The organism is Yoonia sp. (assembly GCF_036007805.1).
Classification (GTDB): Bacteria; Pseudomonadota; Alphaproteobacteria; order Rhodobacterales; family Rhodobacteraceae; genus Yoonia.
Genome location: NZ_DASYOK010000066.1, coordinates 18212 through 31907, shown reverse-complemented (window position 1 = coordinate 31907; position 13696 = coordinate 18212). Strand labels below are relative to the sequence as shown.

The 13696-nt window shown below is 56.9% G+C and carries 16 protein-coding genes; 6 read left to right on the top strand and 10 right to left on the bottom strand.

Going from position 1 to position 13696, the window contains the following annotated elements; genetic code table 11:
- The 3 genes from VGP75_RS04425 to VGP75_RS04415 form a co-directional block, all read right to left on the bottom strand.
- Window positions 1-417, bottom strand: a 417-nt coding sequence (locus tag VGP75_RS04425; RefSeq protein ID WP_327542504.1) for a GTP-binding protein, incomplete at its 3' end; no start/stop codon positions are given.
- A 173-nt stretch (window positions 418-590) separates the two neighbouring features.
- Complete coding sequence (locus VGP75_RS04420; RefSeq protein ID WP_414727772.1) at window positions 591-1025, bottom strand: c-type cytochrome; 435 nt, start codon at window positions 1023-1025, stop codon at window positions 591-593.
- A 71-nt stretch (window positions 1026-1096) separates the two neighbouring features.
- Window positions 1097-3439 (bottom strand): DNA topoisomerase IV subunit A, encoded by a 2343-nt coding sequence (locus tag VGP75_RS04415; protein WP_327542503.1) that lies wholly within the window; start codon window positions 3437-3439, stop codon window positions 1097-1099.
- A gap of 144 nt (window positions 3440-3583) precedes the next feature.
- Between VGP75_RS04415 and VGP75_RS04410 the strand changes: the two genes are divergently transcribed.
- From VGP75_RS04410 to VGP75_RS04390, 5 genes are all read left to right on the top strand, one after another.
- Window positions 3584-4411, top strand: coding sequence for an SDR family NAD(P)-dependent oxidoreductase (locus VGP75_RS04410; RefSeq protein ID WP_327542502.1), 828 nt, complete (start codon window positions 3584-3586; stop codon window positions 4409-4411).
- Between the two features lie 59 nt (window positions 4412-4470).
- Entirely contained in the window at window positions 4471-4677 is a 207-nt protein-coding gene (locus VGP75_RS04405) for a twin transmembrane helix small protein (RefSeq protein WP_327542501.1), read from the top strand.
- 3 nt (window positions 4678-4680) lie between these two features.
- A complete protein-coding gene (locus tag VGP75_RS04400; protein ID WP_327542500.1) occupies window positions 4681-5256 on the top strand; it encodes a cob(I)yrinic acid a,c-diamide adenosyltransferase in 576 nt (191 codons plus the stop codon).
- Window positions 5257-5430: 174 nt separating this feature from the next.
- Window positions 5431-6189: an electron transfer flavoprotein subunit beta/FixA family protein gene (locus tag VGP75_RS04395; RefSeq protein ID WP_327542499.1), complete on the top strand. Its 759-nt coding sequence runs from the start codon at window positions 5431-5433 to the stop codon at window positions 6187-6189.
- Entirely contained in the window at window positions 6189-7115 is a 927-nt protein-coding gene (locus tag VGP75_RS04390) for an electron transfer flavoprotein subunit alpha/FixB family protein (RefSeq protein WP_327542498.1), read from the top strand. Before VGP75_RS04395 ends, VGP75_RS04390 begins: the two co-directional genes overlap by 1 nt.
- A gap of 49 nt (window positions 7116-7164) precedes the next feature.
- Here the strand turns inward: VGP75_RS04390 and VGP75_RS04385 are convergent, their stop codons facing one another.
- Window positions 7165-8010: a DUF6473 family protein gene (locus VGP75_RS04385; protein WP_327542497.1), complete on the bottom strand. Its 846-nt coding sequence runs from the start codon at window positions 8008-8010 to the stop codon at window positions 7165-7167.
- Window positions 8011-8169: 159 nt separating this feature from the next.
- Here VGP75_RS04385 and VGP75_RS04380 point away from each other — a divergent pair, with 159 nt between their 5' ends.
- Window positions 8170-9045, top strand: coding sequence for a 3-hydroxybutyryl-CoA dehydrogenase (locus tag VGP75_RS04380; RefSeq protein ID WP_327542496.1), 876 nt, complete (start codon window positions 8170-8172; stop codon window positions 9043-9045).
- On the opposite strand, the gene VGP75_RS04375 is transcribed toward VGP75_RS04380, so the two are convergent.
- Genes VGP75_RS04375 through VGP75_RS04350 form a run of 6 tightly spaced genes read right to left on the bottom strand, consistent with a single transcriptional unit; the run spans window position 9042 to window position 13696 of the window.
- The gene (locus VGP75_RS04375) at window positions 9042-9920 is read right to left on the bottom strand and encodes a lysophospholipid acyltransferase family protein (RefSeq protein ID WP_414727768.1); all 879 of its coding nucleotides are present in this window, start codon (window positions 9918-9920) and stop codon (window positions 9042-9044) included. The genes VGP75_RS04380 and VGP75_RS04375 overlap by 4 nt on opposite strands.
- A gap of 30 nt (window positions 9921-9950) precedes the next feature.
- Window positions 9951-10220, bottom strand: a complete 270-nt coding sequence (locus VGP75_RS04370; protein ID WP_076660943.1) for an HPr family phosphocarrier protein — start codon at window positions 10218-10220, stop codon at window positions 9951-9953.
- Window positions 10217-10612 carry a PTS sugar transporter subunit IIA gene (locus VGP75_RS04365; protein WP_327542495.1) on the bottom strand — a complete coding sequence of 132 codons (396 nt, stop codon included), beginning with the start codon at window positions 10610-10612 and terminating at the stop codon, window positions 10217-10219. The genes VGP75_RS04370 and VGP75_RS04365 overlap by 4 nt, the downstream gene beginning before the upstream one ends.
- Window positions 10609-11526 carry an RNase adapter RapZ gene (gene rapZ / locus VGP75_RS04360; RefSeq protein ID WP_327542494.1) on the bottom strand — a complete coding sequence of 306 codons (918 nt, stop codon included), beginning with the start codon at window positions 11524-11526 and terminating at the stop codon, window positions 10609-10611. The genes VGP75_RS04365 and rapZ overlap by 4 nt, the downstream gene beginning before the upstream one ends.
- The gene (locus VGP75_RS04355; RefSeq protein ID WP_327542493.1) at window positions 11523-11948 is read right to left on the bottom strand and encodes an HPr kinase/phosphorylase; all 426 of its coding nucleotides are present in this window, start codon (window positions 11946-11948) and stop codon (window positions 11523-11525) included. Before VGP75_RS04355 ends, rapZ begins: the two co-directional genes overlap by 4 nt.
- An 11-nt stretch (window positions 11949-11959) precedes the next feature.
- Window positions 11960-13696, bottom strand: a complete 1737-nt coding sequence (locus VGP75_RS04350) for a sensor N-terminal transmembrane domain-containing protein (RefSeq protein ID WP_327542492.1) — start codon at window positions 13694-13696, stop codon at window positions 11960-11962.

Here is a 13696-nt window from a genome sequence, read left to right as displayed (position 1 = left end):
TTCGTCATCAACCTGGTCAACCTTGTTCATGTAAACGACCATGTAAGGGATACCAACCTGACGGCCGAGCAGGATGTGCTCGCGGGTCTGTGGCATCGGGCCGTCGGCTGCGTTCACAACCAGGATCGCGCCGTCCATCTGTGCGGCACCGGTGATCATGTTCTTCACATAGTCAGCGTGGCCGGGGCAGTCGACGTGGGCGTAGTGACGGGACTCTGTCTCATACTCGACGTGTGCGGTCGAAATGGTGATACCACGGGCCTTCTCTTCGGGCGCACCGTCAATCTGGTCGTAGGCTTTGAAGTCACCAAAATACTTGGTGATCGCAGCGGTCAGGGTGGTCTTGCCGTGGTCAACGTGGCCGATTGTGCCAATGTTTACGTGCGGCTTGTTACGTTCAAACTTTGCCTTTGCCATTTTGCAGGGCCCTTAATTCTGAGGGGCCACAAGCGGCCCGGTCCAACATCGCGGGCGATGTATTTGGAAATGGATGGGAAATCAAGTGGCGCATTTGCGATAACGGAAACGAAATGCAAATCAGTCAATCCGGTTGTTGGACAATTGCACGATGGCGCTGGGATCAGACAGGCCTAATTGATCCCATTCTCAACCTGTAGAGCGCGAATATAGGAAATAATCATCTCAACATCAGCGCGCGTCAGACCCTCAATTGCGGCCATATTCCCGAACGGCCAATGATGCGCCTGCACGCCAAGTGCGACAGCCCGCTGAAATGCCTCATCGCCGTGATGCGACGGTTCATAAATTTTATGAACCAAGGGCGGACCGACGCCATCACGTCCAACGGCATTTACCCCGTGACACACCGCGCAATCAGCTTCAAAGGCAATCTGCCCCATCGCCTGCTGCTCGGTAAAGCGCGCTGGAATTATGACATCAACCAACGGGCCAGCTTCGGCTGCAGGTTTTGTATCAGCGACGTTTGGCGCATCAGCCGCACCCATCATCACGTAAACCCCAGCGCCTACGACCGCCGCAAACACACCGATTGCAACTCTATTCATGTCCAGCATCGCTCATTCGCAACTCCATTGGCGGACAAGCTAGGAACTTCCCGCGCTGGAAGGTCAAAAGATTAATTGAACCGGTTGCTCTTGGGGAAACCATGTGGCGGGCGCTTGCCGACACCGGCACGCGCGCCTTTCCACTCAGTCATGTCCGGCTCAGTCCGTGTTTTGCCACCACCCATTTGCCATGACAGCCCGTCTTGCCAAGCGAATGTCGTGATGTCCGACAACCCGCCATCCAACTCAAGCATACCCTGCCGCCCAGCGGCCCTTTTGTATTTCTGGATACGCACGCCTTTGCCACGCCCCATTTCAGGCAATTCGCTCACTTCAAAGACCAAAAGCTTGGCGTTCTCGGACACCACCGCGACATGATCGCCCGCCACGCGGCGGCAGACCTTGGCAACAGTGTCTTTCACGTTCAGAACCTGCTTGCCCGTCCGCGTCTGCGCCAGAACTTCTTCTTCCGGCACGATAAAGCCATTGCCCTCTGCCGAGGCCACCAACAGCTTTTCACCCGGTTTATGGATCAGAAAATCGACGATCTCGACATCATTGGGCAGATCAATCATCAGGCGCAACGGCTCGCCCATACCGCGCCCGCCCGGCAGATTGGCGGCACCGACTGTATAAAAGCGGCCATTTGCGCCAAAGACGAGCAATTTATCGGTAGTTTCCGCGTGGAAAATAAAGCGCGGCCCATCGCCGTCTTTGAATTTCAACTCGCGGGTCAGATCAATATGGCCCGTCATTGCGCGGACCCAGCCCATTTCAGAACAAACGACAGTGATCGGCTCGCGCTCGATCATTGCCTCAAGCGGGACATCCACAACCTCGGTCGCCTCGGCGAATTGCGTGCGACGCGCCCCGCCTTCGCTATCGCGGCCAAAGATTTTACGGGTCTCGCGCAGTTGCTCGGAAATCCGCGCCCATTGCAGCTCGTCGCTTTCCAGCAAATCCTCGATGCCTGCGCGCTCTTCCATCAGCGCGTCACGCTCGGCAATCAGTTCCAGCTCTTCAAGGCGGCGCAGGCTTCGCAAGCGCATGTTCAGGATTGCTTCGGCCTGTACTTCTGTGAGCGAGATTTCCGGATCCGCCCCCGGCACGATCGGCGACCGGTAATCCGCCTCGGAGGTGGCGCGCGCGTGATCCTGCCCCCAATCCTCAATCATCAGGGCCTGTTTGGGATCGTCGTCATAGCGAATGATATCAATCACGCGGTCAAGATTGAGGAAAGCAATGATAAAGCCCTCAAGCACCTCAAGCCGATGGTCGATCTTTTCCAGACGGTATTTGCTGCGGCGGATCAGGACGTCGCGGCGGTGATCAAGGAAGGCGCGCAGCACTTCCTTGAGCGAACACACCTTGGGTGTCAGCCCGTCAATCAGCACATTCATGTTCAGACTAAAGCGCGTTTCCAGATCGGAATTGCGGAACAGCATCCCCATCATGACCTCGGGATCGACGGTCTTCGCACGCGGTTCCAGGACCACGCGGATATCTTCGGCGCTCTCGTCGCGGACATCGGCCAGCAAGGGCACCTTCTTAAGCTGGATCACTTCGGCCAGCTTCTCGATCAGTTTCGATTTCTGCACCTGATAGGGGATTTCGGTCACGACAACCTGCCACTGACCACGGCCCAGATCCTCGACTTCCCATTTGGCGCGCAAACGGAACGCGCCCCGACCTGTGCGATAGGCCTCGGCGATGTTTTCTTTGGGTTCGACAATGATACCACCGGTCGGGAAATCGGGGCCGGGGATATAGTTCAGCAGCGTATCATCGCGCGCATCAGGTGTTTTGATCAGATGCAGGCAGGCATCCACCAACTCATGCAGGTTATGGGGCGGAATATTCGTCGCCATCCCTACCGCAATCCCGCTTGATCCATTGGCAAGAAGATTGGGGAATGTGGCCGGCAAAACTGTCGGCTCGGTCAGTCGCCCGTCATAGTTGTCACGGAAATCAACGGCGTCCTCGGACAACCCTTCCAGCAGTGCCTCGGCGGCGGCGGTCATCCGCGCCTCGGTATAGCGAGAAGCGGCAGGATTATCGCCGTCAATGTTGCCGAAGTTTCCCTGCCCGTCGACCAGCGGGTAGCGGACGTTAAAGTCCTGCGCCAAACGCGCCATCGCATCATAGATCGCGGCATCACCGTGGGGGTGGAAATCACCCATCGTGTCGCCGCTGATCTTGGCGGATTTCAGAAACCCGCCCGTGGGCGACAGCCGCAGGCGCGACATCGCATAGAGGATACGACGATGGACCGGTTTCAGACCATCACGCGCATCGGGCAAGGCGCGGTGCATAATCGTGGACAGCGCATAGGTCAGATACCGGTCGCCAATGGCGCGGCGCAGGCTTTCGGTCACGTCGTTGGGCCCTAGGCCGGTATCGATCTCATCATTCATGGGACTGGTTTAGCGGGCCTCGATTCTGGCGTAAAGCGGCGAATAGGTACTGCGCCGCGCAATCTCGATTGACAACAGGCGTTCAGTCGCCGTCTCGGCGCGCGGCCACTTGTCAGTCAGCCATCCGCGGTGCAAAGACAGCGCATGACACAGAAATCCATTTTGATCACAGGCTGTTCCTCTGGCATCGGCTATGACGCCGCATATGGACTGCGCGCCGCGGGCTGGCGTGTCTTTGCCAGTTGCCGCAAACAAGAAGACTGCGACCGGCTGCGCAGCGAAGGGTTCGAGAGCCCACGCATTGACTACGCTGACGCCGATAGCATCGTCACCGGCCTTGCCGAAACACTCGAGGCAACCGGCGGCACACTGGACGCGCTTTACAACAACGGCGCTTACGCCTGTCCCGGAGCAGTCGAGGATTTACCGGTCGGCGCCCTGCGCGAGATTTTCGAAACCAACGTCTTTGGCTGGCATGAACTGACACGGCTGGTCATTCCCGTGATGCGCGCCCAAGGACATGGACGGATTATCAATTGCTCATCCGTTTTGGGGTTCGTCGCACTGCGCTGGCGCGGGGCCTATGTGGCGACCAAATACGCGCTTGAGGGCCTGACAGATGTCTTGCGCATCGAAATGCGCGATACGCCGATCAAGGTGATCCTGATCGAACCCGGCCCCATCACAGCCAAGATCCGCGAAAATGCGATCCCGCATTTCGAGAAATGGATTGACTGGGAAGGATCGGCGCGGGCCGGCCAATATGCGCAGTTGCGATCACGGCTCTATGACGACAACGGACCGGACCGTTTCGAGTTACCTCCCTCGGCGGTGACCAGAAAAATCCTGCATGCCCTCACATCCGCACGCCCGAAACCGCGCTACTATGTGACAACCCCCACCTATCTGATGGGTTTTTTGCGGCGCGTGTTGCCAACGCGGCTTCTTGATGCGGTCATTTTGCGCGGCTGAGGGTTTTCTTTCCGGCGCGCCCTGCTACATGCGAGAGGAATTAAGGAAGGATCGAACCAATGGCCAATGACCCGCTGTTTTGGGCAATGTCTGTGTCAGTGCTGGTTGTGCTTGGCATTTTGATGTGGGGTATCGGCAGCTTTGGCAAGGGCGGTGAGTATAACCGCAAGCACGCAAACAAGATCATGCGCTGGCGCATTGGTGCACAACTCCTTGCAGTCGTGATGATCCTGATCTTTGTCTATTTGCGCGGTGGAGGAAACTAACCGATGGTCGTTCTCAACAAGATTTACACAAAAACCGGTGACTCCGGCGAAACAGCCCTTGGTAACGGCAGTCGCGTTGCCAAACACTCGATGCGGGTCACCTCTTACGGCACGGTCGATGAAACGAACGCGACCGTGGGCATGGCGCGCCTGCATGCCACCGGCGAGATGGATACCCAGCTTGCGATGATCCAGAACGATCTGTTTGACCTTGGCGCAGATCTTTGCCGCCCCGATATGGAAAAGGACGGCGAGGCAGAATACCCCGTGCTGCGTATGACCGACGCGCAAGTTGCGCGCCTTGAAAGCCAGATTGATGCAATGACCAAAGAGGTCGAGCCCCTGCGCAGCTTCATTCTGCCTGGTGGATCGGCACTCGCGGCCCATCTGCACCTTTGCCGTACCGTTTCGCGCCGTGCCGAGCGTCTGACGGTCGAATTGGCGACGTTTGAATCGGTTAATCCAGCGGCGGTCAAATACCTGAACCGCTTGTCAGACTGGTTTTTCCAAGCCTCGCGCATCGCCAATAATAACGGCAATGACGATGTGCTTTGGGTCCCTGGAGCAAACCGCGCTTAATCTGCCAATAAAGCACACAGCAAACCCCGCTATCGGGGTTTGACCTTACGTTCGCGTCAAGAACGTGGCGTCGGTGACATCTGCCGCGTCGATTTTGCACTGTTTTCACCCGGCCGCGCAGGCTAACAACGGTGCGAGAAGTGTTATTTTCAGATTCTTGGGAGAGAAACGCATATGAAGGTCCTCGTACCCGTCAAGCGCGTGATTGACTACAACGTGAAAGTTCGTGTGAAAGCGGACGGCTCCGGTGTCGATCTCGCCAACGTCAAAATGTCGATGAACCCGTTCGACGAAATCGCTGTAGAAGAGGCGATCCGCCTGCGCGAAGCAGGCAAGGTTGAAGAAATCGTCGCAGTCTCGATTGGCGTCAAGCAAAGCCAGGAAACACTGCGCACCGCCCTTGCGATGGGTGCCGACCGTGCGATCCTTGTTGTTGCTACTGACGATGTGCACACCGACATTGAACCATTGGCTGTTGCGAAAATTCTTGCGGCAATCGTCAAGGAAGAAGAGCCGGGGCTGGTGCTGTGCGGCAAACAGGCGATCGACAATGATATGAACGCTACAGGCCAGATGTTGTCAGCCCTGCTGGGCTGGTCGCAGGCGACCTTTGCATCCGAAGTCGATGTTGATGGCGATAGCGCCACTGTCACCCGCGAGGTGGACGGCGGTCTGCAGACGATCAAGGTGAAAATGCCCGCGATCATTACGGTGGATCTGCGCTTGAACGAGCCACGTTATGCATCGCTGCCCAACATCATGAAGGCCAAGAAAAAGCCTTTGGATGAAAAGACACCTGCCGATTACGGCGTTGATGTCGCGCCGCGCCTCAGCATCGTGAGCACCACAGAACCAGAGGCCCGCAAGGCCGGTATCATTGTGGGGTCGGTTGATGAACTTGTCGAGAAACTCAAAGAAGCGGGGGCTGTATAATGGCTGTTCTTCTGATTGGTGAAGTAACTGACGGCGCATTGGCCGTTGACGCGACGGCAAAGGCCGTCTCTGCGGTGAAGTCTTTGGGCGATGTGACCGTGCTTTGCGCGGGTGCCTCAGCGAAAGCGGCCGCTGACGAAGCCGCCAAGATTGACGGCGTCTCCAAAGTGCTCTGCGCTGAAGATCCGGCCCTTGGTCACCGCTTGGCCGAGCCTACCGCCGCTTTGATTGTATCACTCGCGGGCGATTACACGCATATCGCCGCCCCCGGCACCACGGACGCGAAAAACGTCATGCCACGGGTCGCAGCACTCTTGGACGCGATGATCGTCTCTGAAGTGACTGCCGTGGTTGACGCCGACACATTCGAGCGTCCGATCTATGCGGGCAACGCGATCCAGACAGTCAAATCTGCTGACGCCATCAAAGTCATGACAATCCGTACCGCTGGCTTTGATGCTGCGGCGATGGGTGGCTCTGCATCCGTTGAAAGCATCGGTGCCGCCGGCGATCCGGGCCTGTCTGAATGGATCGAAGACAAAGTCGCAGCTTCTGATCGCCCCGAACTGACGTCTGCCGGTGTTGTTGTTTCCGGTGGTCGTGGTGTCGGGTCTGAAGAGGACTTTGCATTGATCGAAAAGCTGGCCGACAAGCTCAACGCCGCTGTCGGTGCGTCCCGCGCTGCGGTGGATAGTGGCTACGCGCCCAATGACTGGCAAGTGGGCCAGACCGGCAAGGTCGTAGCACCTGAACTCTATGTGGCCGTTGGCATCTCGGGTGCGATCCAGCACCTTGCGGGCATGAAAGACAGCAAGATCATTGTCGCTATCAACAAAGATGAAGAAGCGCCTATTTTTCAGGTTGCAGACTTCGGTCTCGTGGCAGACCTCTTTGATGCTGTGCCGGAACTGACCGGCAAGCTCTGATCAATTGCGCCATTGCAAATAAAGGGCCCCAGCAGTGCTGGGGCCCCTTTTATATGGCATAAAGCTGATTTCTGATGGATTGAATCAGTGCCGCGCCCGCTTCAACATGGCAATCAACCCCCAGCATTTCTGAGGCGGCTTTCGTCTGGCTGGGTGGAAAGAACATGCCGCGTGATCCCTGCGACAGGGCACGTTCCGTCGGGTTCACGACGACAACATCTTTGACCAGAGGCCGCAACTCATCAATCATCGACGCCGTAATAAACAGGGGATCAACCTGCAACTGGCCGGGGCGGTCGGCCCAATGCGTATCTGTCATGGCATCTTCGGAAAACCAAAGCAGGATAGTGCGACGCCCGATCTGGCCCAGCATATTGCGCATGCGCGCCAACCACGCCGCGCGCAGTTCAATCACGACGGTGTCAAACCGTTCCAGAGATGTGGCATGCAGTGCGCCCAACATATGCCGCGTAAAGGAAAACTCCGAAAAATCGATCTCTTGATAAATCGCCTGCAAGACTGTTGAGGCGCGCAGGAAGCGGTCATTCCGCCGTGGATGGACCGAATAGAACCGGTTTGACAGGTAATTTGCCCCCATCACCTGCACCACGGTCAAATCGGCTTCAGCGCAAATATCCATGATCGTCGGATCATTTACAAAGGCATCAATCCCGCCGTTGACGCACCCAAAGTTCACACATGTCTGGCGCATGGCCTTTTCAACAAGGGTTGGAAACGGCTTTTCGATAAATTTACCATAGGTTTCGGTCCCGCCGATGAAGGCGAGATACGGCAAATCAAGCCGTTTGCGTGGCCCGCGAAACAACATCCGTGAATTTCCGTAACGGCACGGCGAATACGAAAGTTCGCCTGTTTCAATCGTTTCATGTCGCATGGCTACCGCCCCTTATAGTCATCACCCAAGCGGCAGATTCGCCCAATTCTTTTGCGAATTTGCTAATGACGGCATTTGATGAAACTTTTACCTACACGCCCGACTTGAAGGGGACCCCCGCAGAGGCCTATGGTGCGACCAACCGTTGAAGGAATGATCATGACAATTGAGAAGGTAGGCATCGTTGGCGCAGGCCAGATGGGCAACGGCATTGCCCATGTTTTTGCCCTTGCGGAATATGAAGTGCTGATGACCGATATCAGCGAGGACGCATTGAATGCCGCCGTCGCGTTGATCGAGCGCAATCTGGATCGTCAGGTCAGCAAAGACCTGATCACCCAAGCGCAAAAGACCGACGCGATGAAACGGATCACAACGACGCCGACCCTGACCGATCTGGGCAAGACCGACCTGATCATCGAAGCCGCGACCGAGCGCGAGACGATCAAGACCGCGATTTTCGAAGATCTTGTGCCGCACCTCAAGCCGGACACGATTCTGACGTCCAACACCTCGTCAATTTCAATCACGCGGCTGGCATCACGAACAGACCGGCCCGAAAAATTCATGGGGTTCCACTTTATGAACCCTGTCCCGATCATGCAGCTGGTTGAACTGATCCGCGGCATCGCGACCGATGAAGCCACCTTCAAGGCCTGCCACGCCGTTGTGGAACGCTTGGGTAAAACCTCTGCCACCGCCGAGGATTTTCCCGCCTTCATCGTCAACCGTATCCTGATGCCCATGATCAACGAGGCAATCTATACCCTTTATGAAGGGGTAGGGTCGGTGCAATCCATTGATACCTCGCTCAAACTGGGCGCGAACCACCCGATGGGGCCGCTGGAACTGGCCGATTTCATCGGACTGGATACCTGTCTGGCAATCATGAACGTGCTGCACGACGGTCTGGCCGATACCAAATATCGCCCCTGCCCCTTGCTCACCAAATATGTCGAGGCAGGCTGGCTGGGCCGGAAATCGGAGCGCGGGTTCTATGACTATCGCAGCGGCACGCCTGTCCCCACGCGCTAGTCTTTCAGGCGCAGCGTTTGTTCGCGCATCCACTCCATGCAGGCGCGTTGGTCGCCAAGCCGTGCCCTGACTTCGTCTGCATCAAACGGATGCCCAATCACAGGCTTTTGCGGTTTGCCGCAGGCCCTGACGATTTCATAGATCAACAGGCTCTGGCGCAGGGTAGGCGAAATACGGTTGGCCATTTGATACCAGCGCGAATTCGCGCCCGGAAAGAAGAGCGGTACAACACGCGCACCTGACATCCGGATCATTTTGGCGGTAAAGAGGTTCCATTCCCTCTCGATCATGGGGCCAAAAAGCGTATCAGACGATGCGACAACCCCGGAAGGGAAAACGGCGACAACGCCACCAGCATTCAAATGCGCCATGGCTTGTTTGCGCATCTCAACCATCTTTGCCTGCGCACCTTCTTCATGGGGAAACGGGACAGGGATGAGGAACTTACCGGCACCTTCATCAATATCGGTAAGAAAAGCGCGTGTCAGGATACGGTAGTCGCTTCGCACGCGCCCGATCAATTCGGCAAAGATCATGCCGTCAACCAACCCATGCGGATGGTTTGCGACAACAACGACAGGCCCGGTTTGGGGGATACGCGCCAGCTGCTCTTGCGGCGTTGTCACCGCGATCCCCATGACGTCCAGCGCATTGCGCCAGAACGCCTGACCGTGAAATTTGCCGCGCTTTTCAAACTCGCGGACCATCCGGATAATCTTGATTTTCCCCGTAAGCCACTCGATCGTCTTGATCACGGTGCGCCGCACGGGGTGATCAAACGTCTCCGAATAGGTCAGCGCCCGCCGGTTATAAACATGCGGAACAGGCTCTGGGACGGAGGGCTGTGCAGGGGCCTTGGGGCTCGTATCGGTCAATACACTTGTCCTATCCGATCCTGATATTCATCAGTCGCCTTCACCAAATTTATCGGCAACAAGGTTTTCAATTGCCGCAGCAAGCTCTTTTTCCTGCGGTCCGCGGGTTTCCACGTCAATAAAGGTTCCGATGGAGGCTGCCAACATCAAAAGCCCCATGATGCTGTCGCCGCTGGTGCGTTCCCCGTCCTTACTGACAATGGCTTCGGCATCAAAGCTTTCGACAACCTCTACCAGTTTGGCAGACGCGCGCGCATGCAGGCCTTTGATATTCTCGATCTTCAAACGCATCTGGGTCATTGGGGTAGCCCCCCGTCGTGACTGTTGATGTATTTATGTGCCGCAGCGATGGCCGCTTCAACCGCATCCGGTACGCTGGCCTTGCGGGATTTGGCAAGTTTGATCAGCATCGGCAGGTTTGCTCCATACAGGATGCGGCGGTTTTCCGGGCTACACGCCTTGAGCGAAAGATTGGTAGGCGAGCCACCAAACATATCCGTGACAATCACAACACCGTCACCGGTATCGACATCATCTGCTGCCTGACAGATTTCGGTCTGTTTCGTCGCACGGTCATCATCGGGGCCAATCGCAATACTGACCATGCCGGGCTGCGGCCCAACGACATGCTCGACTGCGGCGTGATATTCCTGCGCCAACCCCCCATGCGCCACGATGACGATACCAATCAAACTACGTCTTCCCTTTTCCCTTGCGCATCGCGCCGCTCTAATTCGCGATGTCGTTTAGACACATGCCACCCATCTTGTGCAAGGGCCTCTGCAAGCCGTTCTGTCATTGCAACCGAGCGGTGTTTGCCCCCTGTACAGCCAAACCCGATCGAAAGATGCGCTTTGCCCTCATCCTTATGCGCAGGAAGAAGCAAAGCCACGAGGCCTTTCACTTGGGCAAAAAACGGCGGAAAGCGCGGGTCAGCCGCGACATAGGCCGCCACGGCAGGATCACGGCCGTCAAGGACGCGCAGGCTCTCTTCCCAATGGGGGTTTTGCAGAAAACGGCAATCAATCACGATGTCCATGCCACGCGGCAGGCCACGTTTGTAGGAGAAGGAATGTAATGTGACGCCAAGCTTGGCGCCGCCCTCGCCTGTTTTGAACCACCGCTCTACCTCGGCTTTGGCCTCATGCGGCGACATGCCCGTCGTATCAATCAGCACATCCGCACGCGCACGGACGGGGATCAACAGTTCCCGCTCGGCCTGAATACCGGCAAGCGGCGGACCACCCGGGGCCAAAGGATGCCGCCGCCGCGTTTCGGAATAGCGGCGCACCAGTTCTTCCTCATTGGCATCCATATAGAGAACCTGCGCGGGGAACTGCCCCTTGCCTGTCAGCCGGTCAATCGTGTCGATCAACGCACTGATGCTGAAATCACGGTTGCGTACATCAATGCCCAAGGCCAGCGGACGCGCCGGCGGCGGGCCATCCAGCAAGCGCGGCAAAAGCGACAAAGGCAGGTTGTCGATCACCTCATAGCCCAGATCCTCAAGCGCTTTGATCGCGGTCGAGCGCCCGGCACCGGATGGACCGGTGACCAAGACCACGCTAGGGGCCTGATCTTGTGGGGCTGCGCCCGTCTTGGTCATCGATCGCTCCAACCGGATTTGAGAATTTGCAAGATTGCTGGCGCAAAGTGTGGCGCGTCCACGCGGTAGATCAAGGGGAGATTATGTCCCAGTACTTCAAAAAACCGCGCCTCGGGCAGGCGCGCCGGCTCGGATTGATCAAGGTCTACCACCAAAACAACCCTTGCACGGCCCCGCACCTGAGCATTCAGGATGCCGATACCGCGTGCTTCAATCAGCCCTTTGATGGTGTCCGGTGCCTGCACGACCACGGCACCGTTTTCCAACATGAGGTGCACACCATCATCCGCAACCAATTTGCAGCCAAGTGCCATAAGTTGCAGCCCCAAGGCAGATTTACCCGCGCCGGACTTTCCTGTGATAATAACTGCGCGATCGTCCCAAGCCACACAGGTCGCGTGCAAGGTATGGGATGCGGCCATGATGGATGCCCCTAGATTGGCAGGCCAACAACAAAACGGGCACCCAACGGCTCTGATGTTGGGTCAGCATCGGTTGGCCGGATATTCTCGGCCCAGATTGCGCCACCATGCGCCTCAACGATCTGTTTGGAGATCGCCAGACCTAGGCCGGAATTGTTGCCGAATTGTCCTTCGGGACGTTCGGAATAGAAGCGTTGGAAAATCTTGGTCAGCGCATCGTCAGGAATACCGGGGCCGGTATCTTCGACCACCACCAGCACACGGTTCTGACGGGTGCGTGCCCAGATGCGGATTGCATCGCCTTTGTCACAGAACGAAATCGCATTTGTGATCAAATTGACAAAGACCTGCGCCATCCGCCCCTCAAGGCCCTGGACCATCAGCGTGCCTTCGGGCAGGTCAGTGACGAAATCAACGCCACGAAGCTGGGCATCCTTGCCAAGGAATTCACCGATATTCCCCAGCATCTTGATCAGATCGAAGGACTCTTCCTCTTCCTTGACAAGCTCGCTGTCGAGCCGGGACGCATTCGAGATATCGCTGACAAGCCGGTCCAAACGCTTCACATCGTGTTCGATTACTTCCAGCAGACGCTCGCGCTGGTCGTCACGCTTGGCCACGCGCATCGTCCCCACGGCTGAGCGCAACGAGGCGAGGGGGTTCTTGATCTCATGCGCCACATCTGCGGCAAATTGCTCGTTCCCTTCGATCCGTTCATAAAGCGCCGAAACCATGCTGCGCAGGGCGGCGGACAAACGGCCGATTTCATCAGGGCGCCCGCTCAGATCCGGGATTCGCACACGACCGGGGGACATCTTGCGTGCGTTCTTTTCCTGACTTGCCTCTGCAGCAGTGGCCAGTTGCGCAAGCGGATTGGCAATGGTCGAGGCAAGAACCAAACTCAGGCCGACACTGACCAGAACGCCAACAAAGAACAGGCGCAGGAACTGCTCGCGTTCGCGACGGACAAGGCTGTCAACCTCGCCGGCAGCGGTTGTCACGGCAATAACCCCCACGGCCACATCATTGCGCATAATGGGCGTTGTCACGATAAAACTTGTCGCGCCGTTAATTTCTGACGCTCGTAACTGGGTTCCGTTTGCGATCGCACTGCGCACATTTTCTTGTGTAAGCCGGATGAGAACCTCGTCCTGGCTCACATCTTCTTGTCCAAACGATCCAAGGCTGACCAAACCGTCCCAAACCGACACAAGGAAATCGAGAATGAACGTTCCACCGGTTTGCGATTCCAACTCAGCAATCTGCGCTTGGTTGAGATTGCCGCTTGCGCGCGCCACCAACGTCGTATCCGGCGCAAAGACCGACACCTCGACACCTCCACGCAGGTTCAGACCTTGGAGTGTTGCTGTTGGATTGATCCCGTCTGCCGTAACAAGGTTCACCGGTGCAATTCTGGGCAGTTGCGCTTCAAAGACATCGGCAATCAACTGCGCTTCATTCACCAACCCATTGGCGCGCTGAAACGCAAGGCTGTCGCGCGACGGGCTCAAATAGAGCACGCCGGAAATCAACATGATCAAACCGATCAGATTGAACGTGATAATCTTGCGTGCAATCGGCGACCGCCGCAGTGCGAACAAACGCCCGCCCGGGATCTCGTCGACTTCGAACTCTTCAGTGACAAAGTCCGGATCAACCCAATCGTCGCCGAGCACAAGATCAGGTGTACGCGCTGCGGCGCGCACGGACTTGAGGTCACGTACGTCAATTTTGGGCGAAGCCGTCAT